The sequence below is a fragment of the Comamonas sp. UBA7528 genome, assembly GCF_002479375.1.
In the GTDB taxonomy this organism is placed as follows: Bacteria; Pseudomonadota; Gammaproteobacteria; order Burkholderiales; family Burkholderiaceae_C; genus Comamonas.
Map to the genome: position 1 here is coordinate 1 of NZ_DLMU01000007.1, position 25,307 is coordinate 25,307.

Annotated in this window: 23 protein-coding genes; 12 read left to right on the forward strand and 11 right to left on the reverse strand. The window is 67.5% G+C overall.

From position 1 onward, the window contains the following. The 5 genes from scpB to surE form a co-directional block, all read right to left on the reverse strand. Positions 1-724, reverse strand: a 724-nt coding sequence (scpB, locus tag B3349_RS08695) for an SMC-Scp complex subunit ScpB (RefSeq protein WP_291588264.1), incomplete at its 3' end; no start/stop codon positions are given. Positions 725-805: 81 nt separating this feature from the next. Then, positions 806-1,804, reverse strand: coding sequence for an RluA family pseudouridine synthase (locus B3349_RS08700; RefSeq protein ID WP_414646868.1), 999 nt, complete (start codon positions 1,802-1,804; stop codon positions 806-808). A gap of 93 nt (positions 1,805-1,897) precedes the next feature. Continuing rightward, positions 1,898-2,743: a peptidoglycan DD-metalloendopeptidase family protein gene (locus B3349_RS08705; RefSeq protein ID WP_291588265.1), complete on the reverse strand. Its 846-nt coding sequence runs from the start codon at positions 2,741-2,743 to the stop codon at positions 1,898-1,900. Positions 2,744-2,756: 13 nt separating this feature from the next. Then, positions 2,757-3,545: a protein-L-isoaspartate(D-aspartate) O-methyltransferase gene (locus tag B3349_RS08710; protein ID WP_291588266.1), complete on the reverse strand. Its 789-nt coding sequence runs from the start codon at positions 3,543-3,545 to the stop codon at positions 2,757-2,759. After that, the gene (gene surE / locus B3349_RS08715; RefSeq protein WP_291588267.1) at positions 3,542-4,324 is read right to left on the reverse strand and encodes a 5'/3'-nucleotidase SurE; all 783 of its coding nucleotides are present in this window, start codon (positions 4,322-4,324) and stop codon (positions 3,542-3,544) included. Before surE ends, B3349_RS08710 begins: the two co-directional genes overlap by 4 nt. A gap of 168 nt (positions 4,325-4,492) precedes the next feature. Here surE and B3349_RS08720 point away from each other — a divergent pair, with 168 nt between their 5' ends. The 3 genes from B3349_RS08720 to B3349_RS08730 all read left to right on the forward strand — a co-directional run bounded on the left by B3349_RS08720 (position 4,493) and on the right by B3349_RS08730 (position 9,668). Then, positions 4,493-6,040 (forward strand): sensor domain-containing diguanylate cyclase, encoded by a 1,548-nt coding sequence (locus tag B3349_RS08720; protein WP_291588268.1) that lies wholly within the window; start codon positions 4,493-4,495, stop codon positions 6,038-6,040. A gap of 83 nt (positions 6,041-6,123) precedes the next feature. Then, on the forward strand, positions 6,124-7,965 hold the full coding sequence (locus tag B3349_RS08725) for a gamma-glutamyltransferase family protein (protein WP_414646869.1): 1,842 nt from the start codon (positions 6,124-6,126) through the stop codon (positions 7,963-7,965). 143 nt (positions 7,966-8,108) lie between these two features. Continuing rightward, positions 8,109-9,668: a phospholipase D family protein gene (locus tag B3349_RS08730; protein WP_291588269.1), complete on the forward strand. Its 1,560-nt coding sequence runs from the start codon at positions 8,109-8,111 to the stop codon at positions 9,666-9,668. A 56-nt stretch (positions 9,669-9,724) separates the two neighbouring features. Here the strand turns inward: B3349_RS08730 and B3349_RS08735 are convergent, their stop codons facing one another. After that, the gene (locus B3349_RS08735; RefSeq protein ID WP_291588270.1) at positions 9,725-10,285 is read right to left on the reverse strand and encodes a carboxymuconolactone decarboxylase family protein; all 561 of its coding nucleotides are present in this window, start codon (positions 10,283-10,285) and stop codon (positions 9,725-9,727) included. Positions 10,286-10,549: 264 nt separating this feature from the next. Between B3349_RS08735 and B3349_RS08740 the strand changes: the two genes are divergently transcribed. Both B3349_RS08740 and relB read left to right on the forward strand, forming a co-directional pair. Next, positions 10,550-11,830, forward strand: a complete 1,281-nt coding sequence (locus B3349_RS08740; RefSeq protein ID WP_291588271.1) for a DEAD/DEAH box helicase — start codon at positions 10,550-10,552, stop codon at positions 11,828-11,830. A gap of 152 nt (positions 11,831-11,982) precedes the next feature. Beyond that, a complete protein-coding gene (gene relB, locus B3349_RS08745) occupies positions 11,983-12,357 on the forward strand; it encodes a type II toxin-antitoxin system RelB family anti-toxin (protein WP_291588272.1) in 375 nt (124 codons plus the stop codon). Between the two features lie 73 nt (positions 12,358-12,430). On the opposite strand, the gene B3349_RS08750 is transcribed toward relB, so the two are convergent. The 5 genes from B3349_RS08750 to B3349_RS08770 all read right to left on the reverse strand — a co-directional run bounded on the left by B3349_RS08750 (position 12,431) and on the right by B3349_RS08770 (position 17,823). Next, positions 12,431-12,934, reverse strand: a complete 504-nt coding sequence (locus B3349_RS08750; protein WP_066534079.1) for a hypothetical protein — start codon at positions 12,932-12,934, stop codon at positions 12,431-12,433. 100 nt (positions 12,935-13,034) lie between these two features. Then, positions 13,035-14,186 carry a glycerate kinase gene (locus B3349_RS08755; RefSeq protein ID WP_291588273.1) on the reverse strand — a complete coding sequence of 384 codons (1,152 nt, stop codon included), beginning with the start codon at positions 14,184-14,186 and terminating at the stop codon, positions 13,035-13,037. Between the two features lie 147 nt (positions 14,187-14,333). Beyond that, positions 14,334-15,671: a GntP family permease gene (locus B3349_RS08760; RefSeq protein WP_291588274.1), complete on the reverse strand. Its 1,338-nt coding sequence runs from the start codon at positions 15,669-15,671 to the stop codon at positions 14,334-14,336. A 374-nt stretch (positions 15,672-16,045) separates the two neighbouring features. Continuing rightward, positions 16,046-17,044: a GlxA family transcriptional regulator gene (locus tag B3349_RS08765; RefSeq protein ID WP_291588275.1), complete on the reverse strand. Its 999-nt coding sequence runs from the start codon at positions 17,042-17,044 to the stop codon at positions 16,046-16,048. A 203-nt stretch (positions 17,045-17,247) separates the two neighbouring features. After that, positions 17,248-17,823, reverse strand: a complete 576-nt coding sequence (locus B3349_RS08770) for a hypothetical protein (RefSeq protein WP_291588276.1) — start codon at positions 17,821-17,823, stop codon at positions 17,248-17,250. A gap of 297 nt (positions 17,824-18,120) precedes the next feature. Between B3349_RS08770 and B3349_RS08775 the strand changes: the two genes are divergently transcribed. From B3349_RS08775 to B3349_RS08805, 7 genes are all read left to right on the forward strand, one after another. Further along, the gene (locus B3349_RS08775) at positions 18,121-19,137 is read left to right on the forward strand and encodes a taurine ABC transporter substrate-binding protein (protein ID WP_291588277.1); all 1,017 of its coding nucleotides are present in this window, start codon (positions 18,121-18,123) and stop codon (positions 19,135-19,137) included. A 12-nt stretch (positions 19,138-19,149) separates the two neighbouring features. Next, complete coding sequence (locus B3349_RS08780) at positions 19,150-20,043, forward strand: ABC transporter permease (protein WP_291588278.1); 894 nt, start codon at positions 19,150-19,152, stop codon at positions 20,041-20,043. Next, a complete protein-coding gene (locus B3349_RS08785) occupies positions 20,040-20,915 on the forward strand; it encodes an ABC transporter ATP-binding protein (protein WP_291588279.1) in 876 nt (291 codons plus the stop codon). Before B3349_RS08780 ends, B3349_RS08785 begins: the two co-directional genes overlap by 4 nt. After that, complete coding sequence (gene cuyB / locus B3349_RS08790) at positions 20,912-21,622, forward strand: cysteate racemase (RefSeq protein WP_291588280.1); 711 nt, start codon at positions 20,912-20,914, stop codon at positions 21,620-21,622. Before B3349_RS08785 ends, cuyB begins: the two co-directional genes overlap by 4 nt. Positions 21,623-21,927: 305 nt before the next feature. Continuing rightward, on the forward strand, positions 21,928-23,043 hold the full coding sequence (locus B3349_RS08795; protein ID WP_066534098.1) for an S-(hydroxymethyl)glutathione dehydrogenase/class III alcohol dehydrogenase: 1,116 nt from the start codon (positions 21,928-21,930) through the stop codon (positions 23,041-23,043). 323 nt (positions 23,044-23,366) lie between these two features. Then, positions 23,367-24,218 (forward strand): S-formylglutathione hydrolase, encoded by an 852-nt coding sequence (gene fghA / locus B3349_RS08800; RefSeq protein WP_291588281.1) that lies wholly within the window; start codon positions 23,367-23,369, stop codon positions 24,216-24,218. Positions 24,219-24,449: 231 nt separating this feature from the next. Continuing rightward, positions 24,450-25,226, forward strand: a complete 777-nt coding sequence (locus B3349_RS08805; RefSeq protein WP_066534102.1) for an SDR family oxidoreductase — start codon at positions 24,450-24,452, stop codon at positions 25,224-25,226. Positions 25,227-25,307: the final 81 nt, after the last annotated feature.

A 25,307-nucleotide genomic window follows, 5' to 3' on the forward strand; every position in this document is an offset into this window, starting at 1 on the left:
CCCCACTCTTCCGATCTTCCGGCTGCTCCGGCTGCTCCGGCTGCTCCGGCTGCTCCGGCTGCTCCGGCTGCTCCGGCTGCTCCGGCTGCTCCGGCTGCTCCGCCTGCTCCGGCTGCTCCGGCTGCTCTACGGCAGCATCCTGCGTTTCGGGCGCTGCCGGCAGGTTTTCGCCATCGGCGCCGTCGAGCTGGGCAAACAGATTGGCCTGCACCTCGGACGACTCCAGCATCGGCAACTGGTCCAGCGCCTGCAGCCCCAGATCGTCCAGGAACTGGCGCGTGGTGGCAAACAGTGCCGGACGGCCCACGGTTTCCCGGTGGCCGATCTCTTCGATCCAGCCACGGTCTTCCAGCTGCTTGATGATCAGGCTGTTGACCGTCACGCCGCGGATGTCCTCGATATCACCGCGCGTCACCGGCTGGCGGTAGGCGATGATGGCCAGGGTTTCCAATGTGGCGCGGGAGTATCGGGGAGGCTTTTCCGGGTGCAGACGGTCCAGGTAGACGCGCATTTCCGGCTTGCTTTGAAAGCGCCAGCCCGAAGCCACCTGCACCAGCTCCACGCCGCGCTGTGTCCAGTCGCGTTGCAAAGCCAGGAGCAAATCCTTCAGCGTGTCGGTACCCAAAGTGCCATCGAACAGAGCGCGCAGCTCTTTGAGCGTCACCGGCTGGTGCGCACAGATCAAGGCAGTTTCGAGGACCCGTTTCGCATCTACCGTATTCATGAGCGGAGATTCCGGGGGAAGTCAGAGTGCGCCTTCACAGGCGTGCCATACAGCGTACGCAGGCAGGGCACCCGCGCAGTGTCAATGGGGGGGATTGTAGCGCAGCCCCAAAAAGTCGATGGCCGCCATGAAATCGGCCGGCGGCGTGCTGCGCACCAGCACCTCCTGCCCCGTGATCGGATGCACAAAGCCCAGGCGGTAGGCATGCAGCGCCTGGCGCTCCATCCCCGCCAGGGCCGTGCCGCCGTACAGGGCATCCGCCAGCAGGGGGTGGCCCAGCCAGGCCATGTGCACGCGGATCTGGTGGGTGCGCCCGGTGTGGAGCTTGCAATGCACCAGGCAGGCCTGCTCGGCGGAGTCCACCCCGGTGATGTCGGTCTGCGCCGGCTTGCCGGCCTGGCTGCCCAGGTCGACCACGGCCATGCGCAGACGGTTGCGCGGGTCCCGGCCGATGGCCTGCCGGACTTCGCGCATGCCGCCGCGCCATGCGCCGTGCGCCAGCGCCACGTACTGGCGCGAGACATCGCGGCGCGCGATCATGGCCACCAGCGCATCCATCACCTGGCGGCTCTTGGCCACCACCATCAGGCCGCTGGTGTCCTTGTCCAGGCGGTGCACGATGCCGGCGCGCGGCACCTGGGCCGCGCCCGCATGCCAGGCCAGCAGGCCGTTGAGCAAGGTGCCGCTCCAGTTGCCTGGCGCCGGGTGCACCACCAGGCCCGACGGTTTGTTGACGATCAGCAGGTGCTCATCCTCATAGGCCACATCCAGCGCCATGGTTTCCGCACGGAAGGACTGGCTTTGCGCCGTCGGCCGCATTTCCACCTGCAGCCGGTCGCCCCAGCGCACCTTGGCGGAAGCCTTGGTGACCACCGCGCCCTGGACCTGCACGGCCCCCTGGCTCAGCAGCTGCTGCAGGTAGCTGCGCGAGAATTCGGGCACCAGCTCTGCCAGCACCTTGTCCAGCCGCAGGCCATGCAAGGCGGTGGGCACCTCCACGGCGCGCAGCTCCGCCTGCTCCTGGACCTGCGCCCAGTCGTCCGCTTCCACGCTGTCGATGGCCTCCGTTGACTCCGTCACACCCGCATCCTTGTCTGTGTTGTCTGTTGTTGCATAAAAAAAGCCAGCGCCGGCAGACACGCTGGCACTGGCTGCGGCGGATCGCCCGGGCGATCAGCGTGCGGGCAGATAGCGCGAAGGATCGACCGGCTTGCCCTGGCGGCGCACTTCAAAGTGCAGCTTCACGCGGTCGGCGTCGGTGCTGCCCATTTCGGCGATCTTCTGACCTTTCTTCACATTCTGGTCTTCCTTGACCAGCAGCTTCTGGTTGTGGGCGTAGGCCGTCAGATAGGTGTCGTTGTGCTTGAGGATGATCAGGTTACCGTAGCCACGCAGGCCGGCGCCGGCATAGACCACGCGGCCGTCCGCAGCAGCAGCGACCGGATCGCCGGCCTTGCCAGCGATGTCCAGCCCCTTGTTGCGGGACTCGTCAAAGCCTGCCAGCACCGTGCCGGAAGCCGGCCAGATGAAGCCCTGGCTGGTATCAGCCGCAGGTGCCGGCGTCTTGGCCGGCGCAGGTTCCACCGGTGCGGGCGTGCTGGTGGCTGGTGCAGAGCCGGCATCGCTGCCGCCCACCACCACCGGCGCCACGGCGCGGCCACCCGAGCTGCTGGAAGCCACCGACACATTGGGCGGCACCACGCGCACCACCTGACCGACTTCGATCAGGTTGGCGTTTTCCAGATTGCTCCAGCGGGCAATGTCCTTCCAGCTCTGGCCGTGTTCCAGGCCGATGCGGATCAAGGTGTCACCGGGCTTGACGGTGTAGTAGCCGGGCTTGCCGGCGTTCTCCGCACCCGGCAGGGTGGACGGATCGACCGCAGGCGCCGAAGACGAAGAAGCGGGGCGCGAGGCGCCGCGGTCTTCCACGGGAGCCTTGTTCACTTGTGCGCAACCCGCCAGGATCCCCCCGGCCACCACCAACGCACTCCAAGTGCCAAGACTTCGCGTAAACAACATATGCAATTCCCTTTCAGGCAATCCCCGATTTTAGAGGGACAAAATTCACTGCTTCCAGAACTGTTTCATTGAAACCGTAAGGAGTTTTGTCAATCACCAGCAGGATCTGCTGGCCATTGCTCTGGACCATGGGGGCCACCAGGCGCCCTCCCACGGCCAATTGATCGCACCAGGCGGCCGGCACCGCGTCGCCGCCAGCGGCCGCAATGATGCCCGCATACGGGGCTCCTTGCGCGTAGCCCACCATGCCGTCCCCAAAAATCAGGTGCACATTGGTGAGTCGCAAAGGACGCAAATTGTTCCGCGCCTTTTCGTGCAGGCCACGCAGGCGCTCGATGGAGTAGACCTCCCGGGCCACACGCCCCAGCACCGCGGCCTGGTAGCCGCAGCCGGTGCCGATCTCCAGCACCCGGCCCAGGCCGCCGCGCGCGCCTTCCGCGCCCAGCAGCAGCTCGATCATGCGGGCCACCACGCTGGGCTTGGAGATGGTCTGCGCCAGGCCGATGGGCAGGCTGGTGTCTTCGTAGGCCTGGTTGACCAGGGCGGTATCGACAAACAGATGCCGCTCCACGCTGCCCATGGCCTGCAGCACCGCTGCCGAGCTGATGCCGGAAGCCGCCAGACGCTGCACCATGCGGCCGCGCACGGCCGCCGAATCCAGGCCCACGCCCCGGGGCGCCGGCATGGGCGTGGTGGAGCGCGGCGCGGCATTGCCGGCCGGACGGACCACCGGGCGCACGGCGTTCTGCGCGCTGGGCGGGCCCAGGCGGGCAGGAAAGCTGGGCCGCTTGGGCTGGTTCATGCATCCTCCTTGCGGGCCACCACGGCCTCCAAACGTGCGGCAGTCTGTGCCCAATACACCAGGTGATCGTGGTCCGTCAGGTCCACTTTCAGCGGCGTCATCGCCACATGCCCATGGGCTGTGGCATGGAAATCAGTGCCCTCGGATTCGTCCAGCGCCGCACCGGCGCTGCCGATCCAGTACATGGTCTCGCCGCGCGGGCTGACCTGGGTGATGACCGGCTCGGCCGAATGCCTGCGTCCCAGCCGGCAGACCTTGACGGCGCCCAGCTGCTGCGCCGGCAGGTTGGGAATGTTCACATTCAGCAGCCAGGGCTTGGTGCCCAGCAGCTTCTGCTGTGCCAGCTGCGCCACCATGTCGCGGGCCTTGCCGGCAGCGGCATCCAGCTCCACCCAGTCGCGCTCCACCTGGGAGAAGGCGATGGACGGCACGCCGAACAGATAGCCTTCCATGGCCGCGCCCACGGTGCCTGAATACACGGTGTCGTCGCCCATATTGGCGCCGTTGTTGATGCCGGACACCACCAGATCGGGCCGGTAGCCTAGCAGACCGGTCAGCGCGATGTGCACGCAATCGGCCGGGGTGCCATTCACATAGCGAAAGCCGTTCGGCGCTTCGCGCACGTACAGCGGGGAATGCAGGGTCAGCGCATTGGATTTGGCGCTGTTGTTGTGCTCTGGCGCCACCACCTCCACATCGGCGATGGTCTTGAGTGCGTTGTACAAGGCGACGATGCCCGGCGCTTGATAGCCGTCATCGTTGGAAATAAGAATCTTCATGCTGTGCAAACGGGTTGCCCGGATTGTAGGGTGCTCACTCTTGCCCCCAAATACTTGCGGCGTTGTGCGGACATGCGACACCGTTTGCGCACGATGTCCCGGCCTGGTGCTGTGTTCTGTCACACTTTTGCCCGTCCCCCTCCTCTTTCCTCCCAAAGGTCTCCCCCCGTGGCTGAACGCTCTGTTCCAGATATCGCCCGTGAAGCTTTCCGGCTGCTGGCCACCCGCAAGCTCCCGCCTACACCCGAAAACTACCAGACCGTCTACGAAGAGGTGGCCGGCCACCTGCCCCGCCCGCCCTTTCCCAGCAAGGCGCTGCGCCAGATATTCAGCGTGCTGCCGGCACAAAGCGCGGTGCAGCAGCGCATCGCCCTGCATTTCAACCAGGCCATCAACGACCAGAACTGGCACGGCATCCAGCAGGCCATTCTGGCCTATGCGCACATGGACGACGTGCTGGCCGCCCACCAGTCCATGGGCACCGTACCGACGGCGCCGGCGCAGCAGATGCTGGAAGTGCTGCCGCCGGAGCTGGCCGAGCAGCTGGCCCGGGTGCTGGAGCACATTCTGCCCATGCTGTCCGAAGACGAAGACCGGCGCATGCACGAGCTGACCGACCAGCTGGTGCATTTCCTGCGCATCTCGCCGCCTGCGCTGCAGGATCTGCTGCACATGCTGCAGAACTATGCCTACCGCCTGTCCTTTGCCACCGAAGACCAGGCCCAGCGCCGCCGCGCCATCCAGGGCCTGCTGCGTACCATGGTCACGCACACGGCCGAGCTGAACCAGCAGGACAGCACCTTGCAGACCCTCAGCACCACCTTGCTGCAGGCGCTGGACCAGCCCTGGACGCTGCCCCACCTGGACCAGCTGCAGCAGCAGCTCCAGACCCTGCTGCTGCGCCAGCTGGACCTGCACAGCCGGGCCGGCGAGGCCCAGGCCCACATCAAGGACCTGCTGGGCGAATCCCTGCAGCGCCTGGCCGCGCTGTCGCACAGCAACACCGTGCAGACGCGCCAGATCGAGGAATGCGCCGGCCAGCTGGAGCAGGCCCAGGGCCTGGCCGACATGGCGCCGGTGCTGGAGCAGTTGGTGGCCGCCACGCGCTCGATTGCCACCGAGAACAAGATCGCCCACGCCGCCCTGCAGGATCTGCAGGAGCGCAGCACCCAGGAGCAGCAGTCCATCGAGGCCCTGCAAAAAGCGCTGGACACGGCCGAGGAACTGGCCCGCCACGACCCGCTGACCCGCGCACTGAACGCCAAGGGCCTGGAAGAAGGGCTGGACCGCGAAATGGCCCGCGCCACCCGCTACCGCACGCCCCTGAGCCTGGCATCGATGACGCTGGAAGGCATGCACGCCCTGGGGCTGGAACATGGCCCGGCCCTGGTGGAGCAGGCCCAGTGCCACCTGGCCATGGTGGCGCGCTCGGTGCTGCGGCCCCAGGATCTGCTGGCCCGCGACCAGGCCAACCACTTCTTTGTGGTGCTTTCCGGCGCCCATGCCGACGATGCCCTGCAGGCCCTGATCCGCCTGCAGCAGGAGCTGGAACGCCGCCCGTTGCTGAGCGAGGATGAAAAAATCAGCTTGCGCATCAGCGCCGGTGTGGTGCAGGCTTGGCCTTCGGAACCGCGCCTGGACCTGATGAACCGCGCCGATCAGAGCCTGCAGCATGCCCAGATGACGGGATCGGGCGGGCGCCTGGCACGCGGCTGATCCGGTCCTGTCCTGCACTGCGGGGTGGGCCCGCGCGGTCACACTCACACCTGTTGCACAGCCACATCAACAAGGAGAACCGCATGCCCATGCCCCGACGCGCCGTCCCCTGGGTGCTGACAGCCGCCACCGCCGCTGCAGCCGCCCTGCTGTCCGCCTGCTCCAGTCCTTCCCTGCACTACACCGCGCCCGCGCTGGAGCCCGAAGGCAGCTCCGGCTGGACCGACAAGCCCGGCTGGGCCACCGAAAAGTTTGCCGTGGCCGCCGCTAACCCGCTGGCTACCGATGCCGGCTACCAGGTGCTCAAGGCCGGCGGCAGTGCCGTCGACGCAGCAATTGCGGTGCAGCTGGTACTGGGTCTGGTCGAGCCGCAGTCCAGCGGCATCGGTGGCGGCGCCTTCCTGCTGCACGCCGCCGGCACCAAGGTCGAGGCCTATGACGGCCGCGAAACCGCCCCCGCCGCGGCCACCGAAACCCTGTTCCTCAAGCCCGACGGCACGCCCATGGCCTTTCACGACGCCGTGGTGGGCGGGCGCTCGGTGGGCACACCCGGCGCCATCCGCATGCTGGAGCTGGCCCACCAGGAGCACGGCAAGCTGCCCTGGGCCAGCCTGTTCACGCCGGCCATCCAGCTGGCGGACCAGGGGTTCAAGGTGAGCCCCCGCCTGCACACCATGCTGTCGAACGAGAAGTTCCTGAGCGCCGACCCCGAAGCCCGCGCCTATTTCTTCGGCGCCGACGGCAAGCCCCTGCCCGTGGGCCATGTGCTGCGCAACCCGGCCTACGCCCAGGTACTGCGCGCCCTGGCCCGCGATGGCAGCAAGGCCCTGCACGAAGGCGAAGTGGCCCAGGCCATTGTGCAGAAGGTGCGCAGCCACGCCACCAACCCCGGCCTGCTGAGCACGCAGGACCTGGCCGGCTACCGCCCCCGCAAGCGGGAGGCCCTGTGCCACGACTGGGACCTGCCGGCCACCCCCGCCAGCGCCGCCGCGCGCAGCTACCGGATCTGCGGCTTTCCGCCCCCGGGCTCCGGCGGCATTGCCGTGGGGCAGATCCTGGGCATCCTGGCGCAAACGCCCGCCGCCGCCATGCCGCTGGACGCACAAGGGCTGCCCACCGCCAACTGGCTGCACTTCTACACCGAGGCCGCGCGCCTGGCCTTTGCCGACCGGGGCCTGTACGTGGCCGACCCGGACTTTGTGCAGGCTCCCGGCGGCAACTGGCAGAACCTGCTGGACAGCCAGTACCTGGCCGAACGCGCCAAGCTGATCGGGGCGCAGAGCATGAAGGTGGCCCAGCCCGGCAACCCGGTCTCGGTACGCAGCAGCTACGCGCCCATGGCACACCAGATCGAATACGGCACCAGCCACATCAGCATCGTCGACGCCCAGGGCAATGCCCTGGCCATGACCACCACCATCGAAGACCAGTTCGGCAGCCGCCAGATGGTCAAGGGATTTTTGCTGAACAACGAGCTGACCGACTTCAGCATGGCCCCCCGCACGGCCGACGGCCAGCCGATTGCCAACCGGGTGCAGCCCGGCAAGCGCCCGCGCTCGTCCATGGCGCCCACGCTGGTGTTCGACAAGGCCACCGGCCAGCTGCTGATGAGCGCCGGCAGCCCCGGCGGGGCACAGATCATCCACTACACGGCCAAGACGCTGTGGGGGGTGTTCGGCTGGGGGCTGACGCCGCAGCAGGCCATCAACCTGCCCAATTTCAGCAGCCTCAACGGCCCCAGCCTGCTGGAGGAAAAACGCTTCCCCGAGGCCACGGTCAACGCCCTGCGCCAGCGCGGCGCCGAAGTGAAGGAGCAGCAGCTGACCAGCGGCCTGCAGGCCATCACCCGGGGCGAAGCCCATGGCAAGACCTTCTGGTTCGGCGGGGCCGATCCGCGCCGCGAAGGCGTGGTGATGGGCGACTGAGCCTGCCCTTCACCGGCCTTGCCCCCGCCCTGCGAGGCGCCCAAACCGGGTGCACCACAGGGCTGGCTGCCAAATCCCGGGGCATCTGCTAGTGTTGTAGTGTTGCGTCCATCCACCTTCACTGACTGCCGCTTGACCGTGCCATGCGCCTTGCACCGATATTCGCCCTCCTGAGCCTGGTGCTGAGCCTGGCAGGCTGCAGCCTGCCTTCGCTGGAAGGCCGTACCGACAGCCAGGCCGTGGCGGCCGATACCACCGGCCAGTCCCGCCTGGGCCTGGCCGTGCAGCAGCTGCGCAGCAGCGGCCACGATGCGGCACTCACCGGCATCTATGCGCTGGCCGATCCGCGCGAAGCCTTTGCCGCGCGCGCCCTGCTGGCCCGGGCCGCAGACAAGACCCTGGATGTGCAGTACTACATCTGGCGCGGCGACAAGACCGGCCAGCTACTGCTGCGCGAGCTGCTCACCGCCGCCGACCGGGGCGTGCGCGTGCGCCTGCTGCTGGACGACGGCGGCACGGCCGGGCTGGACGCCGAGCTGGCCGCGCTGGACAGCCACCCGCTGATCGAGGTGCGCCTGTTCAACCCCTTTGTGCTGCGCACCGGCAAGTACCTGGGCTATGTGACCCATTTCCCGCACACCAACCGGCGCATGCACAACAAGTCCTTCACCGCCGACAACCAGGCCACCATCATCGGCGGCCGCAATGTGGGCAACGAGTACTTCGGCGCCACCGACGGCGTGCTGTTCTCCGACCTGGATGTGCTGGCCATCGGCCCGGCCGTGCCCGAGGTGTCGAACGACTTCGACCGCTACTGGAACAGTGCCTCGGCCTACCCCATCGCCTTGCTGGTGCGCCCGGATGCCGACACCACCCCGGATGCGCTGCGCCACCAGTACCAGCAACTGGCCGCCTCCCCTGCGTCGGAGGACTTTGCCCGCGCAGTGGAGATGACGCCCTTCATCCAGCAGCTGCTGCAGGCCCAGTTGCCGCTGGAATGGGCGCCGGTGCACCTGGTCAGCGACGACCCGGCCAAGGTGCTGGGCACTGCCGCGCAGGAGGGCCTGATGCTGCCCCAGTTGCTGCAGCGCACCGGCATGCCCACCCAGCGGCTGGATCTGGTTTCGCCCTATTTCGTGCCCACCCGGGCCGGCACCGAGGCCCTGGCCCAGCTCCAGCGCAGCGGCGTGCAGGTGCGGGTGCTGACCAATGCGCTGGAAGCCACGGACGTGGCCGTGGTCCATTCCGGCTATGCCAAATACCGCAAGCCGCTGCTGCAGGCCGGGATCGAGCTGTTCGAGATGCGCAGCAACAACCCCCAGCCGGTGGGGCTGGAAGACCAGTTCAAGCTGGGCTCGCTGGGCAGCTCGGGCACCAGCCTGCATGCCAAGACCTTTGCCATCGATGGAAAGAAAGCCTTTGTCGGCTCCTTCAACTTCGACCCGCGTTCGGCCATGCTGAACACCGAGCTGGGCTTTGTCATCGACAGCCCGGCGCTGGCGCACCAGATCAGCGACGCTTTCGACACCCAGGTGCCGCTGCGCGCCTACCGGGTCAGCCTGGATGGGCAGGGCCAGTTGCAGTGGCAGGCCCAGAACAACGACGGCGGGGTGGACACCTACACCCAGGAGCCCTACTCCAGTTGGTGGCTGCGCCTGCTGCTGCGGGTGCTGGGCTGGCTGCCGATCGAGTGGCTGCTGTAATCAGCGCCCCTGCAGAGCGCCCTGCAAGACCTCCCTTCCTGCCGGAGCACCCGGCTTCACGCCGCCGGGCGCTGCCAGGCATAGGGTTCCAGTTCGGGATTCAGCGGCGTGTGGGCCAGATTGTTGGCAAAGTTGGACAGCGTGGCCAGGCTGATGCCCAGCACCACCTCCAGCGCCTGCTGGTCGCTGAAGCCGGCGGCACGCAGGGCCTGCAGCTCGGCATCGGGCACGTCGCCGCGCGTGGCGATCACGCTGCGGGCAAAGCGCGCCAGGGCCTCCAGCCGGGCGTCGGGCAGGGTCTGGCCGGCGCGCAGCGCCTCCACCACGGCCGGGTCCAGCTTGCCTTTGCCCAGCGCAGCCGGGGTGTGCGCCGCCACACAGAAATGGCAGCCATGGGTGGTGCCGGCCACCAACTGCACCACCTCGCGCTCACCGGGGCTCAGGCTGGTGCGCATGTTCAGGCCGGAGACCGTCATATAGGTTTCCAGTGCCGCCGGCGCCTGGGCCAGCATGCCGACAAAGTGCGGCAGAAAACCCATGGCCTTCTGCGATTTCTCCAGCAGCGGGCGGACGGATTCGGGGGCGGTATCGACAGTCAGAATGGGCAGACGCGCCATGGCAGATCTCCGGGAGGGGGTGGCAAAAGCACCAGCCTAGCGCCAAACCGCGCAGGCCGCAGCCACCCACGCCACTGCGCCAGATTTATCCATAGATATGGGGTGGCGGTGCCGTGCAGCACCCCGAGTGGCCCTGGGTCCAGCCCCTGCCCGACCCCGCCGCTGTCCCACGCCGGCACAGGGCTGAGCCGGGCGCCGCAAGCGCTGAACGGCCCGCCCGGCGACAATCCCCCTTCTTTCGTTTGCGGATTGCCTGCCTCCACCATGTCTTTTGCCTCCCTGGGCCTTGCCCCGTCCCTGGTCCACGCGGCCCAACGCCACGGCCTGCTGGCGCCCACCGCCATCCAGACCCAGGCCCTGCCTGCCATCCTGGACGGCCAGGACCTGCGCGCCTGTGCGCCCACCGGGTCAGGCAAGACGGCGGCCTATGTGCTGCCGCTGCTGCAGCGCTGGATGCTGGCCGACGCGCCCGCCGGCCCGCGCAGCACGCAGACCCTGGTGCTGGTGCCCACGCGCGAGCTGGCCAGCCAGGTGGCCGAGCTGGTCTACCACCTGGGCGAGGCCATGGGCCAGCGCCCCAAGGTGGCCGTGCTGACCGGCGGCGTGTCGATCAACCCGCAGCTGATGGCGCTGCGCGGCGGCGTGGACTGGGTGATTGCCACACCCGGCCGCCTGCTGGATGTGGTGGAAAACAGCCGCCTGCAACTGAACCATATTCACACCCTGGTGCTGGACGAGGCCGACCGCCTGATGGACCTGGGCTTTGCCGAGGAACTGGACCGCGTGCTGGCCCTGCTGCCGGCCACCGGCCAGCGCCAGACCTTGTTGCTGTCCGCCACCTTCCCGCCCGCCGTGGAGGCCATCGCGGCCCGCCTGCTGCAGGACGCGGCCACGCGCGTGGAGATTGCCTCCACCCACCAGCAGGACGCCACCATCGTGCAGCGCGCGCTGCATGTGGACGCGGCCCGCCGCACGCCGCTGCTGCGCGATCTGCTGCAGGAATTCCAGTGGCCGCGCGCGCTGGTGTTTGTGGCCAGCCGCTACAGCGCCGAGCATGTGGCGTTCAAGCTCAAGGCCCATGGGATTGCGGCCCGCGCCTTCCACGGCGAACTCAGCCAGGGCGCGCGCCAGGCGGCACTGGCCGATTTCAAGTCCGGCCTGCTGCAGGTGCTGGTCACCACCGACCTGGCCGCGCGCGGCATCCATGTGGATGCGCTGCCCGTGGTCATCAACTACGACCTGCCGCGTTCGCCCACCGACTACACCCACCGCATCGGCCGCACCGGCCGTGCAGGCCTGAGCGGTCTGGCCATCAGCCTGGTCAGCCCCGCCACCGCCGCCCACTGGCAGCTGATTGCCAAGCGCAACGCACTGGAAGTGGCGCTGGAAGACCTGCCCGCCTACCCGGTGACCGAACTGCCCCCGGCCCGCGCCCCGCACGAAGACGGCGACAACGGCGGCGTCAAAGGCAAGCGCATGAGCAAGAAGGACAAGCTGCGCGCAGCAGCGGCGGCTGCAGGCAACGGCGGCACCACGCCGCGCTGATGGCGCTGCATCGGCAGCGGCCGCTGCGGGCGCGGGCGGCATGCCCGCATGGCCCAGTGCGCTGCAAGGCCATGCCTGCGCTTTGATAATTTCGGTGTTGATAGCACGCCGCGCTTGTGCAGCGTGCGCTGCCACCGCTTTTGATCCACGGCATGCCCCGCCAGAACACCCGTCCCACCGATTTTCCGCCCGCCGTGCTGCAGCAGATTGCGCTGCTGTCCGAACGCATCGTGGCCGCCCGCAAGGCCCTGGGCGAGACCCAGGCGCAGTGGGCCGCGCGGCTGGGTATTTCCCAGCCCACCATGGCACGGCTGGAACGCGGGGATGCATCGGTGTCGGCCGCCACCTATATCCTGTGCCTGAGCCAGCTCAACCCCCAGCTGGACCTGACCGTGCTGCTGCCCCGCAGCGCCGCACCGGCAGCGCCCGTACCGGCCCCAGCGGCAAAGGCAGCCGCGCCCGCGACGGACTCCGGGGTGGATGACTTTGTGTCGCTGCTGGCCTCCTGGACACCGGCCAGCGTATAGCGTCTAGCCGCATGGGCTGACAGCACGGCATCGCGCCATCGTCATACCCACCGCCCGCGCCAGCAGCCGGGGCTCATTCGCGCATCTTGCGGTCTTCGCCCTTGGCTTCCTGCATGGCTTCGGGCTCCAGTTCCTCGGCCGAGCGGTTCAGGTGGATGAACACGCCCCACCCCGCCAGCAAGGCCCCCACCGCCACGATCAGGGCAGACGAATACAGCAGGCTGGCCGGGTCTTCCTGGGCCTTGAACGTGGCCACCAGCCCCTCGATGGCCAGCGCCACCACCAGCACCACCAGAAAGCGGGACAGAAACCGGCGCACCCGCGTGGGGCCGCTGATGTGGGCATCGCGCACCACTTCCTCTTCCACCACGGTCTGTGCAATCTGCAGCGCCACCACGCCCGAAGCCAGAATGCCCAGCGCCTGCACCATGTGCAGCGTGGCGTCGGCATCCAGCCCTCCGGACCACACGCTCCAGGCGGTGCGGGCGGCGATCCAGACCAAGGTCAGCGCTGCCAGCGCAAACAGCAGGGCAATGACGGCATGCACGGCCGTGAACAGACTGTGGACCAGTTTCATGGGCGACACTCCTCGGACTGTCGGCCATGCTTTCACAGGCTGCGCGGCGGGCGCGTAGGACAGCACCCGGATAGCCACCCTGGCGCCCGGCTGTACGGCGTCAGACCCCGGCGCGCAGGCCCTGGCCCATGGCCAGCACGGCTGCGATATTGCGCGCCGCGCTGCGCACATTGTGTTCGGCCTCGGCCAGCGCATCGTCAAGGGTGCAGATGCGGCTGAGCACGCTGAAGATGGCGTCGATGCCGTGGTCGTGCACCACATGGGCATTGGTGCCCAGGCCGCCGGCAATGCCGACCACCGGCTTGCCGAACTGCTTGGCCACCGTGGCCACGCCAAACGGGGTCTTACCGAAGATGGTCTGCTGGTCGATGCGGCCTTCGCCGGTGACCACCAGGTCGGCATCCTTGACCGCAGCTTCCAGGCCCACGGCCTTGGCAATGATTTCGCAGCCCGGGCGCAGCTGGCCTTTCAGAAAGGCCAGCATGGCCGCGCCCATGCCGCCGGCGGCACCGGCGCCGGCCACGGCGTCCACATCCGCGCCCAAATCACGCAGGATGGTGCGGGCGAAGTGCTGCAGGTTGGCGTCCAGCTGCTGCACCATCTCGGGCGTGGCGCCTTTTTGCGGGCCGAAGATGGCGGAGGCGCCGCGCGGGCCGGTCAGCGGGTTGTCCACATCGCAGGCAACCTCAATGGTGCATTCGGCCAGGCGCGCGTCCAGGCCGGAGGCGTCGATGCGGTCCAGCTGCGCCAGCGGCGCGCCGCCGCGGGCCAGCGGCTCGCCTTGGGCATCCAGCAGCTGCACGCCCAGGGCCTGCAGCATGCCGGCGCCGCCGTCGTTGGTGGCGCTGCCGCCAATGCCCAGAATCAGGTGGCGCGCACCGGCATCCAGCGCGGCGGTGATCAGCTCGCCCGTGCCGTAGCTGGTGGTCACGCGCGGGTCGCGCTGGGCCGGCGGCACCAGGGCCAGGCCGCTGGCGGCGGCCATCTCGATCATGGCGGTGCGGCCGTCGCCCGTCAGGCCATAGAAGCCGGTGACCCGCTCGCCCAGCGGCGCCGTGACTTCCACCTCGATGCGGCGGCCCTGCGTGGCCTCGACCATGGCCTGCACCGTGCCCTCGCCGCCATCGGCCATGGGCACCTTGACGTACTGGGCATCGGGGAAAATTTCCTGGAAGCCCCGTTCGATCTGCGTGGCCACTTCCAGGGCGGACAGGCTTTCCTTGTACGAATCGGGGGCGATGACGATTTTCATGGTCTGGGCTTTCGCAAACGGCTGCGGCCTCGAACCGCTGGCACTGCCAGCCCGCACGGGGTGCGCAGTGACAGCCAGGATCGAAGCCGCAGGCCACGGGTCCTGCGCCGGCGGCGCACGACAATGTTCGCGATTGTAGAGGGCGCTTTACAGCATGAAGGCGCTGGCTGCCCAGATGCAGGCAAAGGTCACCACGCCCATCACCAGGGTGGACGAGGAGAACACGCGCAGCGACTGCTGCATCTCGATGTTGGAGAACTTGGTCACCACCCAGAAGTAGGAATCGTTGGCATGCGAGGCGATCATCGAGCCCGCGCCGATGGCCAGCACTGCGAACACGCGGCCCATTTCCGAATCCAGGCCGAAGGTCTGCAGGCTGGGGCTGATGATGGCGGCCGTGGTCAGAGCGGCCACGGTGGAAGAACCCTGGGCCGTCTTGAGCAGCGCCGCGATGATGAAGGGCACCAGCAGGCCGACCGAGGCACCGCCCAGCACCTGGCCCAGCGCATTGCCCACGCCGGTTTCCTTGATGATGGCGCCGAACATGCCGCCAGCGGCGGTGATGATCAGGATCGGGCCGGCCTTGACGATGGCCTCTTCCAGCACCTTGGTGAAGTCGCCCTTCTGGCCGCCATGGCGGCTGAGCAGCCAGATGCCGCACAGCATGCCCACCAGCAGCGCCATCACCGGGTTGCCCAGGAAGTGGAACACGGTGGCGCCGCCATCTTTCATGCCCAGCGTGGTCAGCAGGGTGGAGATGGAGATCAGCACCAGCGGCAGCACCACGGGCAGCAGCGCATGCGAGAACTTGGGCAGATTGTCCTGCGACAGGTCTTCGGCGCCGTCTTCGGCCTCGGCGGGTGCGTAGTTCTGGCCCTTGTCCATCAGACCGGCCCAGTAGTAGGAGGCCAGCAGACCGGGAATGGCAAACAGCACCGACGCCAGCACCAGCATGCCCAGGTTGGCATTCAGCGCGGTAGCGGCCGCCAGCGCACCGGGGTGGGTGGGCACCAGGCAGTGCACCACGAACAGCGACGAGCCCATGATGGCGGCGATCAACGGCATCGAGGTCCTGGAACTGGCGCTGACGCTGCGCGCAATGCCGCTCAGGATGATGTAGCCGGTGTCGCAGAAGATGGTCAGGCCGGGGATGAAGCCGGTCCAGGCCATGGCGGCCTTGGCATTGCCCTTGCCCGCCAGCTTCAGGATGTGGCTGGCAATGCTCAGCGCACCGCCGCTTTTTTGCATGCACACCGCAATCGCCGCACCGAAGATGATGATGAAGGAGATGCCCCCCAGCGTGTTGCCGAAGCTGCTCTTGAGGGTGTCGATCACCTTGCCCAGCGGCATGCCGGAGCCCAGCGCCAGCGCCAGCGATACGGCGAACAGCGATCCGAAGACGCTGAACTTCACCTTGGAGGTGAGGTAGATGATGGCCACAATACTGAGGACCACCAAAATGGATGAGAGTGCGATGCTGCTCATGGTTGGTGCGGGCAAGAAATGGGGGAAAAGGGGCGAAACGCTGCACTGGCAAGCCGGCGCTCCGGGAGAGGGGCTGCGTACGGCCCCGCTGACAGCATTGCCACGCCGGACCCACAAAGCTGCCCAGGCGACAAAGATGGGCGGGATTATAAAAGTCTGCTCCGCCGCCAAGGCGGCGAACCCTTGATACCCGGCCCCCACCCCCAGCCGGGGCAATGCTGCGATCTGCCAGGACAGTACCCCCCCATTTCGTCCGCATGGCGGGCTGCCCCACGGTGTGCCATGGTCTCAGTCTCACCAACGGCAGCGCGCAAGGGCTGCCCCGCCCTTATCTGAAGAGGCCAGGAAGAGGCAGGCGCCAAAGGACGCAGCGTTCAGCCCCCGAACCGCTCCCGGTACACCACGGGCGTGATGCCCAGGCGCCGCACAAACAGGTGGCGCAGCGCCTGCTCGGACCCCAGGCCCACCTTGGCCGCCACGGTCTTCAGCGGCAGCGCGCCCAGGTTTTCCAGCAACTGCTTGGCGCGCTCCAGCCGGGCGTTTTCCACAAAGCTGCTGGGACTGCATCCGGTTTCCTGCTGGAACACGCGGCGGAAGTTGCGTTCGCTCATGGCCGCCTTGTCGGCCAGCAGCGCCAGCGGCATGGGCTGTTCCAGATGGGCCAGCACCCATTGCTGGGCCGCCTGCACGCCGCCGTGCTGCGTGGCCTGCGCCGCCAGCGACACGCTGAACTGCGACTGCCCGCCCGGGCGCTTGAGGTACATCACCAGATCGCGCGCCACATCCAGCGCCAGCGCGTGGCCAAAGTCCTGCTCCACCACGGCCAGCGCCAGATCGATCCCGGCCGTCACCCCGGCCGAGGTCCAGTAGCTGCCGTCCCGCACATAGATGGCGTCGGCATCCACGGCAATGTGCGGATAGCGCTGGGCCAGCAGCCCCGCCACGCTCCAGTGCGTGGCCGCACGCCGACCGTTCAGCACGCCCGCCGCCGCCAGGAAGAAGCTACCGCTGCACAGCGCAATCATGCGCCCCACCTGCGGCGCCACGCGCGCCACCCAGTCCACCAGTTCCGGCGAGGCCGCCAGCACCTGTTCGATATGGCGCGAGCCCACCAGCAGCACCGTGCAACCCGTGCCGTCGGCTTCCACCTGGGTCAGGGTGTGCGTGGCCTGCAGGCCCATCAACGTGTCGGAAGGCACAGGCCCGGCCTGCGCCGCCACCACGCGCACGGCATAGCCATCGGGCAGGCCCTTCTGGCGCAGGTGCACATTGGCGTAGTCGAACACCGACATCGGTCCTATGGCCTCCAGGGCCTTGAAGCCGGGGTAGACAACCAGATCGACGCGGTGGGCGCCTGCGTGGCGGTGTTCCATATCCAAAATAAGAGCAGTCTGTGCAAGTACAACAAGTGCTGCAGGCCGTTCATCCCAGCGCTGCAGCGCGCTGCGACCGACTATACGCAAGCAGCGCCCCGGGCGGATGGGGCCCTACGGGCAGCCACCGTGGCCGGCGGGGCTTCTGGTGGACCCAGCCTGTCTAGCCTACCCAGCCGAATCCGGCATCTGCAACCCAAGCGCTACAGCAGGTCCGACTTGCGGCACAGGGGCGCCTCGGTCAGCGGCACCATGACGTCGCTCACATTGGCCGGGGCCTCTGGCGTCAGGCGGGTGACGACCGACAGGCATTTGTTCTGGCTGTTGATGAAGCTGGCCTCGTAGTCCGTGTCCGCCTGCAAGGTGACCGTCTTGTTGACACTGCACTGGTAGCGCTTGCCACCAGAGATATGGCCGTTGCTGATATAGACCAGGGTCAGAGGCTGGTTGGCAGGCACATAGAACTCGGCCACCACCGTGGGGATTTCCTTGGGCACCACATGCAGCGGTGCATCCGGCATTCCCAGGGAGCGGTTGTTCTGGTCTGCGAAGCCTTTGAGACTGGCCACCATCACCCCCGCGTCGGGCAGGCGCCAGTCCACACAGCTGCTGCGGGGCACGGCACGCACCATGCCGTCGGACACCACGCGCACGCGGGCACGCTCCCCGCCATCAGGCTCTTTGTATGTAGTGGAAAAGGATTTGACGGTCTGGATATTGCCGCAGCCAGCCAACAGCACGGCTCCCACGGCAAGAGCCGAAGCTTGCAGAAAACGCATATACACAGTCGGGGTGATGGAAGAAAAACGGGACTCCATTCTGCGGCACCAGCACCAGCACCCGCCATGGCCCAGGCTGTGCTGCGCGTGGTCACCGGGCCGGCTGCGGGCAATGGTGGCAGTGATGGCCGTGGTAGCGATGGCGGCTGTGGGCGCTGCAGCCACCTCAGAACCACGCCACCGCGCCAGCACCGGCCATGGGTGAAATCCAACTATGGATATGCGCAAAACACGCTTAATTCCAAATGCTTATCAAGATAAATTTCTTCATAAGCATTTCAAATTAAGGACCTCCCCATGCCCCGCTTTTCCGTGACCCGTGTTGCCGCAGCCGCCGTGCTGGGCCTGTCCGCGCTGTCGTCGTTTGCCCAGGCCGTTCCTTCCGAGGTGCGGCTGGCCTGGGCCGGCGGCCCGCGCGTGTGGATTCTGGGCAAGATCGACGGCTCGTTCGACAAGGCCTTCGGCACCAAGACCAAGTGGGTGCAGTTCGCCTCGGGCGCCGATGTGCTGAGCCTGTTTGCCGCCAAGGAAATCGACATTGCCCGCTTTGGCTCCAGCCCGGCCGCAGCCGGCATTGCGCGCAAGCTGCCGATCGAGGTGATCGGCACGCCCGAAATCATTGCCACCGCAGAGCGCCTGATTGCCCGCGACGGCATCACCGACCTCAAGGCCCTGGAAGGCAAGACCGTGGCCTACCCCGCCAACTCCACCGCGCAGTACGCCTTCGAGCAGGCCGTCAAGCTGGCCAAGGTGGACCGCAGCAAGATCAAGGCGCTGTCGCTCAAGCCCGCCGAAATCGTGGCCGCCTGGAAGCGCGGCGACATCGACGCCGCCTATGTCTGGGGCCCCTTCACCCAGCAGCTGGAAGCCAGCGGCGGCAAGCAGATCTATGTCACCAAGGACCTGCAGAAACAGCAGGTACTGGTGTTCAACAACTTCGTGGTGCGCAAGGAATTTGCCGAGAAAAATCCCGAGCTGGTGACCAAATTCCTGCGCGTGGTGCAGGACAAGGTGGACCAGTACAAGAAGGACGAGGAAGGTTCGGTGCAGGCGATTGCCAAGCACCTGGACATTCCCGCCGACAGCGTGCGCAGCACCCTGGGTGGGCTGGAATACCCGTCGCTGCAGGAGCAGCTGACGCCGGCCTTCATCGGGGATGAGAAGACCAAGTCCGGCTCGCTGATCACCAAGGCCTACAAGGACTCGGCCGAGTTCCTGGCCGGCATCGGCGAGCTGCGCAAGCAGGAGGTGCCGGTCAGCTACGGTCCCTATATCAACACCAGCTATCTGCAGCGCGCTGCGGCCGCCAAGTAAGCAGGCTGCGCCATGTCCGTGTCTTCGCAAACGCCGCTGCCGCTGTACCTGCCGCCCACGGCGGCCCAGGCCCCATCGCCGCAGCCCATACAAGCCGTACGGACCGCCCAGCCTGCGCGCGCCCGCTGGGCGCCCTCGGCAGGCCGGCTGGCGGTGGTCAGCATCGCCAGCGTGCTGGCCGTGCTGCTGCTGTGGCAGGCCAGCGGCAGCCTGGGCTGGGTGGATCCGCTGATGCTGCCGCCCCCCACCGAACTGTGGCACACCCTGGTGGAACTGAGCCAGGAAGGCTACCGCCAGACGCCGCTGTGGCAGCACCTGTTGACCAGCACGCTGCGCGCCGTGGCGGCCTTTGTCGTGGCCATCCTGGTCGGCGTGCCGCTGGGCCTGTCCATGGGCCTGTCGGCCACGCTGTCCGCCACGCTCAACCCCTTTGTGCAATTTCTGCGGCCCCTGCCCAAGATTGCGCTGGTGCCGCTGGTCATCGTCTGGTTCGGCATTGGCGAAGGGGCCAAGTTCTTTCTGATCTTCATCGCCACGGTGCTGAGCATCGTCGTGGGTGCCACTGCGGCGGTGGCCCACATCAGCCAGGCGCGGCTGCGCGCGGCGCAGACGCTGGGCGCCAGCCGCCGCCAGCTGTTCAGCCATGTGGTGCTGCCGCACGCCCTGCCCGAGCTGTTCACCACCGTGCGCCTGGCCATCGGCATTGGCTGGACCTCGCTGATTGCCGCCGAAATGGTGGCGGCCAACTCCGGCCTGGGCTGGATGGTCATCAACGCCGGCAGCTATCTGCGCACCGATGTGGTGATGCTGGGCATTCTGTTGCTGGGGCTGGTCGGCTATCTGTTTGACGTGGGCCTGGTGCTGCTGCAGCGCCGTTATGCCCCCTGGGCCGGGAAAGACGCATGAGCGCGCATCTCCACACCACCACGCGGTCATCCGGTAGTCACCATGACCGCGACCACCACCATGGTCATAGTCAGAACCACAGTCGCATCCAGATCCAGGGCGTGCACAAGCACTTTGCCCAGCCGGGCAAGGGCGACAGCCAGCAGGTGCTCAGCGATGTTTCGCTAGAGCTGCAGCATGGCGAATTCGTCTGCCTGCTGGGCGCTTCGGGCTGCGGCAAGTCCACGCTGCTGAATCTGGTGGCCGGTTTCGAGCAACCTGACGGCGGGCGTCTGCTGTGCGACGGCCGCCCCATCACCGGCCCCGGGCCGGAACGCGGCATGGTGTTCCAGCAGCCCACGCTGTTCCCCTGGCTGACGGTGCGCCAGAACGTGGCCTTTGGCCCGCGCATGGCCGGCCTGCGGGCCGCCGACTATGCGGCCCGTGCCGACGAGTTTCTGCGCCTGGTCGGCCTGGCCGACTTTGCCGACCACCACCCCTGGCAGCTCTCCGGCGGCATGCGCCAGCGTGCCGCCCTGGCCCGCGCCTGGCTGCCGGAGCCGGAAATCCTGCTGATGGACGAGCCCTTTGGCGCGCTGGATGCCCAGACCCGGCTGGCCATGCAGGAGCTGCTGACCGGCATCTGGCAGCACAAGCGCACCACCATCCTCTTTGTGACCCACGATGTGGACGAGGCGCTGTTCCTGGCCGACCGCGTGGTCCTGCTGTCCTCGCGCCCCGGCCGGATCCGCCAGGAGCTGCAGGTCCCGTTCGAGCGGCCGCGCAGCTTTGAAGACCTGGTGGCCGACCCGCGCTTTGGCGCGCTGAAACGCGACATCCTGCATGTGCTGCGTGAAGAGGCAGCCAAGTCGCTGCAGGGCGTGGCCGCATGAGCGCACCGCGCCTGGTGGGCGTGCTGGGCGGCATGGGGCCGCTGGCCACACTGGACTTTCTGCAGCGCCTGCTGGAGATCAGCGGCGCGCAGCGCGACCAGGAGCATGTGCCCACCGTGACCTGGAATGTGCCGCAGATTCCGGACCGGCAGCGGGCCCTGGCCGGTGGCGGCGAGGACCCGCTGCCCGCCATGCTGCAAGGGATTGCCCGGCTGAATGCCGCTGGCGCCACCTGCATTGCCATTCCCTGCAACACGGCCCATGCCTGGTATGGCCCCTTGAGCGCACACAGCGCCGCGCCCATCCTGCACATCGTCGACGCCACGGTGCAGGCCCTGCAGGCTGCACAACAGTCATCGCAGGTCCGCATCGGCGTGATCGCCACGCGGGGCGCGCTGAGCCAGCGCCTGTACCAGTCGCGGCTGGAAGCGCTGGGTCTGGACTACCTGACGCCCACAGAACAGGAGCTGGACACGCTGTTCACCCCGGGCTGCTACGCCATCAAGGCCAATGACATTGCCACGGGCGGCCGGCTGCTGGCGCAGACTGCCGAGGCGCTGCTGGCACGCGGCGCCACGCAACTGGTCATGGCCTGCACCGAGGTGCCCATCGGCCTGCGCCACGCCGCGCCGGAACTGCTGGCGCTGAGCGTGGACCCGGCCACCGCGCTGGCCCAGGCCTGCCTGCGCCACTGGCGGCAGGGCTGAGCCGGGGCAGGCCACCGCAAGCCTCCACTGCCGCACCCGCCAGGGCGGCCAAAACGGCAACCACGGCGCCAATGCCGATGGCTGCAGCAGCGACCATCACCGCCATATCACTGCCATATGCGGACATAAAGCCTGCGCCACCGGCCATACGGCCCGCCGGGGGCTGGGCTTTGCCTGCGAATGCCCTACAGTCGGGGCTTCGCCAGTGCACTGCGCCCGGCGCCCGGCCATCCCCCTGCTGTGCAGGCGGCGCCGCGCCCGCCCTGTGGCACTGCCCTGCTCCCCCTTCTGGAAAGACCTGTCCCATGAAATCCCGCGCCGCTGTTGCCTTCAAAGCCGGAGAACCCCTGCAAATCGTCGAGATCGACGTGGCCCCACCCCAGAAGGGCGAAGTGCTGGTCAAGATCACCCACACCGGTGTCTGCCACACCGACGCCTTCACCCTGAGCGGTGACGACCCCGAAGGCATCTTCCCCGCCGTGCTGGGCCATGAAGGCGCCGGCATTGTGGTGGAAGTGGGCGAAGGCGTGACCAGCGTGAAGCCCGGCGACCATGTGATCCCGCTGTACACCGCCGAATGCGGCGAATGCCTGTTCTGCAAGAGCGGCAAGACCAATCTGTGCGTGGCCGTGCGCGCCACCCAGGGCAAGGGCGTGATGCCCGACGGCACCACCCGCTTCAGCTACAACGGCGAACCCATCTACCACTACATGGGTTGCTCCACCTTCAGCGAATACACGGTGGTGGCCGCCGTGTCGCTGGCCAAGATCAGCCCCGACGCCAACCCCGAACAGGTCTGCCTGCTGGGCTGCGGCGTGACCACCGGCCTGGGCGCCGTCAAGAACACCGCCAAGGTGCAGGAAGGCGACACCGTGGCCGTGTTCGGCCTGGGCGGTATCGGTCTGGCGGTGATCCAGGGTGCCAAGCTGGCCAAGGCCGGCCGCATCATTGCCGTGGACACCAACCCCGGCAAGTTCGATCTGGCCAAGACCTTTGGCGCCACCGACTGCATCAACCCCAAGGACTTCGACAAGCCGATCCAGCAAGTGATTGTGGAGATGACCGGCTGGGGCGTGGACCACAGCTTCGAGTGCATCGGCAACACCCAGGTCATGCGTGCCGCGCTGGAATGCGCCCACCGCGGCTGGGGCCAGTCCGTGATCATCGGCGTGGCCGGTGCGGGCCAGGAAATCTCCACCCGCCCCTTCCAGCTGGTGACCGGCCGCAAGTGGCTGGGCACGGCTTTCGGCGGCGTAAAGGGCCGCAGCGAGCTGCCCGGCATGGTGGAAGACGCCATGGCCGGCAAGATCCAGCTGGAGCCGTTTGTCACCCACACCATGGGCCTGGCCAAGATCAACGAAGCGTTTGACCTCATGCACGAAGGCAAGTCGATCCGCTCGGTGGTCAATTACGCGGAATAAGGCCGTACACCGCTACGCTGCCACGCAGCCCTGGTGCGCCCGGCATGCTTTCATCGGGAAGGCATCACTGGCGCACCCGGCTGCGGCCTTTCCCTGTAGCCGGGCTTGCGGGACACAGGCAACCGGGGCGCACGCGGAGGATGGTGTGGCCTGTGTGCGCCAAGATGCACACACCGCACTACCCGCGCAATCCGCACACCACCGTAGTGCGATCCGGCTCCGCCATCCCCATCCCGCCCACCGTCTGCACGCAGACGCCACGCATCCCACACGCCGCTGCAGCGCCCCCAGCGCTTGCGCGGCCACCGTTCAAGGAGTCACCCATGGAACTCAAATCCGCCCACGCCTGCTTTGGCGGCGCGCAGCGCTACTACCAGCACGATTCGCGCGAGATCGGCCTGCCGATGAAGTTCTCGGTCTACCTGCCCCCCAAGGCCGTGGCGGGCGAGAAAGTGCCCGCCGTGCTGTATCTGGCCGGCCTGACCTGCACCGAAGAAACCTTCATGACCAAGGCCGGCGCCCAGCGCCTGGCGGCCGATCTGAACATTGCCCTGATTGCGCCCGACACCAGCCCGCGCGGCGCCAACGTGCCCGGCGAATCCGACAGCTGGGACTTTGGCGTGGGTGCCGGTTTCTACCTGGACGCCCAGCAAGCCCCCTGGGAACAGAACTGGCGCATGGAAAGCTACCTCATTGAAGAGCTGCTGCCGCTGCTGGCCCGCCACCTGCCCATTGACACCCAGCGCCTGGGCATCTTCGGCCACAGCATGGGCGGCCACGGCGCGCTGACCCTGGCACTGCGCCACCCTGGTGTGTTCAAAAGCCTGTCGGCCTTTGCGCCCATTGCCAACCCGGTCAACTGCCCCTGGGGCCAGAAAGCCTTTACCGGCTACCTGGGCAACAACCAGGCTGCCTGGGCCCAGCACGACGCCACGCGCCTGATGGAAAGCCAGGGCAAGCCGCCCTACCCGGCCGGCATCCTGGTGGACCAGGGCCTGGCCGACAAGTTTCTGATCGAGAAGCAGCTGCTGCCCGAAGCACTGGAAGCCGCCTGCGCCCAACTGGGCCAGCCGCTCACGCTGCGCCGCCATGCAGGCTATGACCACGGCTACTACTTCATCCAGACCTTTATCGACGACCACCTGCGCCACCACGCGCAGCAGTTGCAGGCCTGAACGAGCAGGCCCCTTGCGGCCCGCGCCGCACTGCCACCAACCGCCTGCGGGCGGCTTTTTTGCGCCCGCTCTGCCGCTGCGCTGTGCCGACCGCCGCAGCCCTGCGGCATGTCACGAGCTGCATGCCGTGTGCCGCCAATGCGACGCCACCACGGCCCGCCACCGCCCAGCGCGACGCTCCGCTTTCTACAATCGACCGCAACACCACCCTCATTCCGTCAGGAGAACCGCATGCCCACCCTCAGCCCCACCCGCAAAGTTGCCGTTGTCACAGGCGCCGGTTCCGGCATCGGCAAAGCCACCGCCCTGGCCCTGGTGGGTGACGGCTGGCATGTGGCACTGGCCGGGCGCCGCCTGGCCATGCTGGAAGAAGTGCGCCAGGCCGCGCAAGACCAGTACGAAGCCGCCGACCGCGTGCTGTGCGTGCCCACCGATGTGACCGACGCCGCCGCCGTGCAGCAGCTGTTTGCCCAGACCGTGGCGCAATGGGGCCGCGTGGACCTGCTGTTCAACAACGCCGGGCGCGGCAACCCGCCGGGTTCGTTCCTGGACTGGTCGGCCGCCGACTGGCAGGACGTTGTCAACACCAACCTCAACGGCATGTTCTATTGCCTGCAGCAGGCCTTCCGCGTGATGCGCGACCAGTCCCCCCAGGGCGGGCGCATCATCAACAACGGCAGCATTTCCGCCCACGCACCACGCCCCAACTCTGCCGCCTACACCGCCACCAAGCATGCCGTGATGGGCCTGACCAAGACCGCCTCCCTGGACGGCCGCGCCTGGAACATTGCCGTGGGCCAGATCGATGTGGGCAACGCCGTCACCGAACTGGCCGAGCGCATGGCCAAGGGCGTGCCCCAGGCCAACGGCACGATTGCGGTGGAGCCCATGATCGACACCCACACCGTGGCCCGCTCCGTGCTGTACATGGCCAATCTGCCGCTGGAAGCCAATGTGCTGTTTCACACGGTGATGGCGACGAAGATGCCGTTTGTGGGGCGGGGGTGAATGGATGTAAGCATGCCGAACTTGCAAAGGAGCAGCGCTTGGCCTGAAGCTGGTGCACTCGTCCCTGACGACTACTTTAGG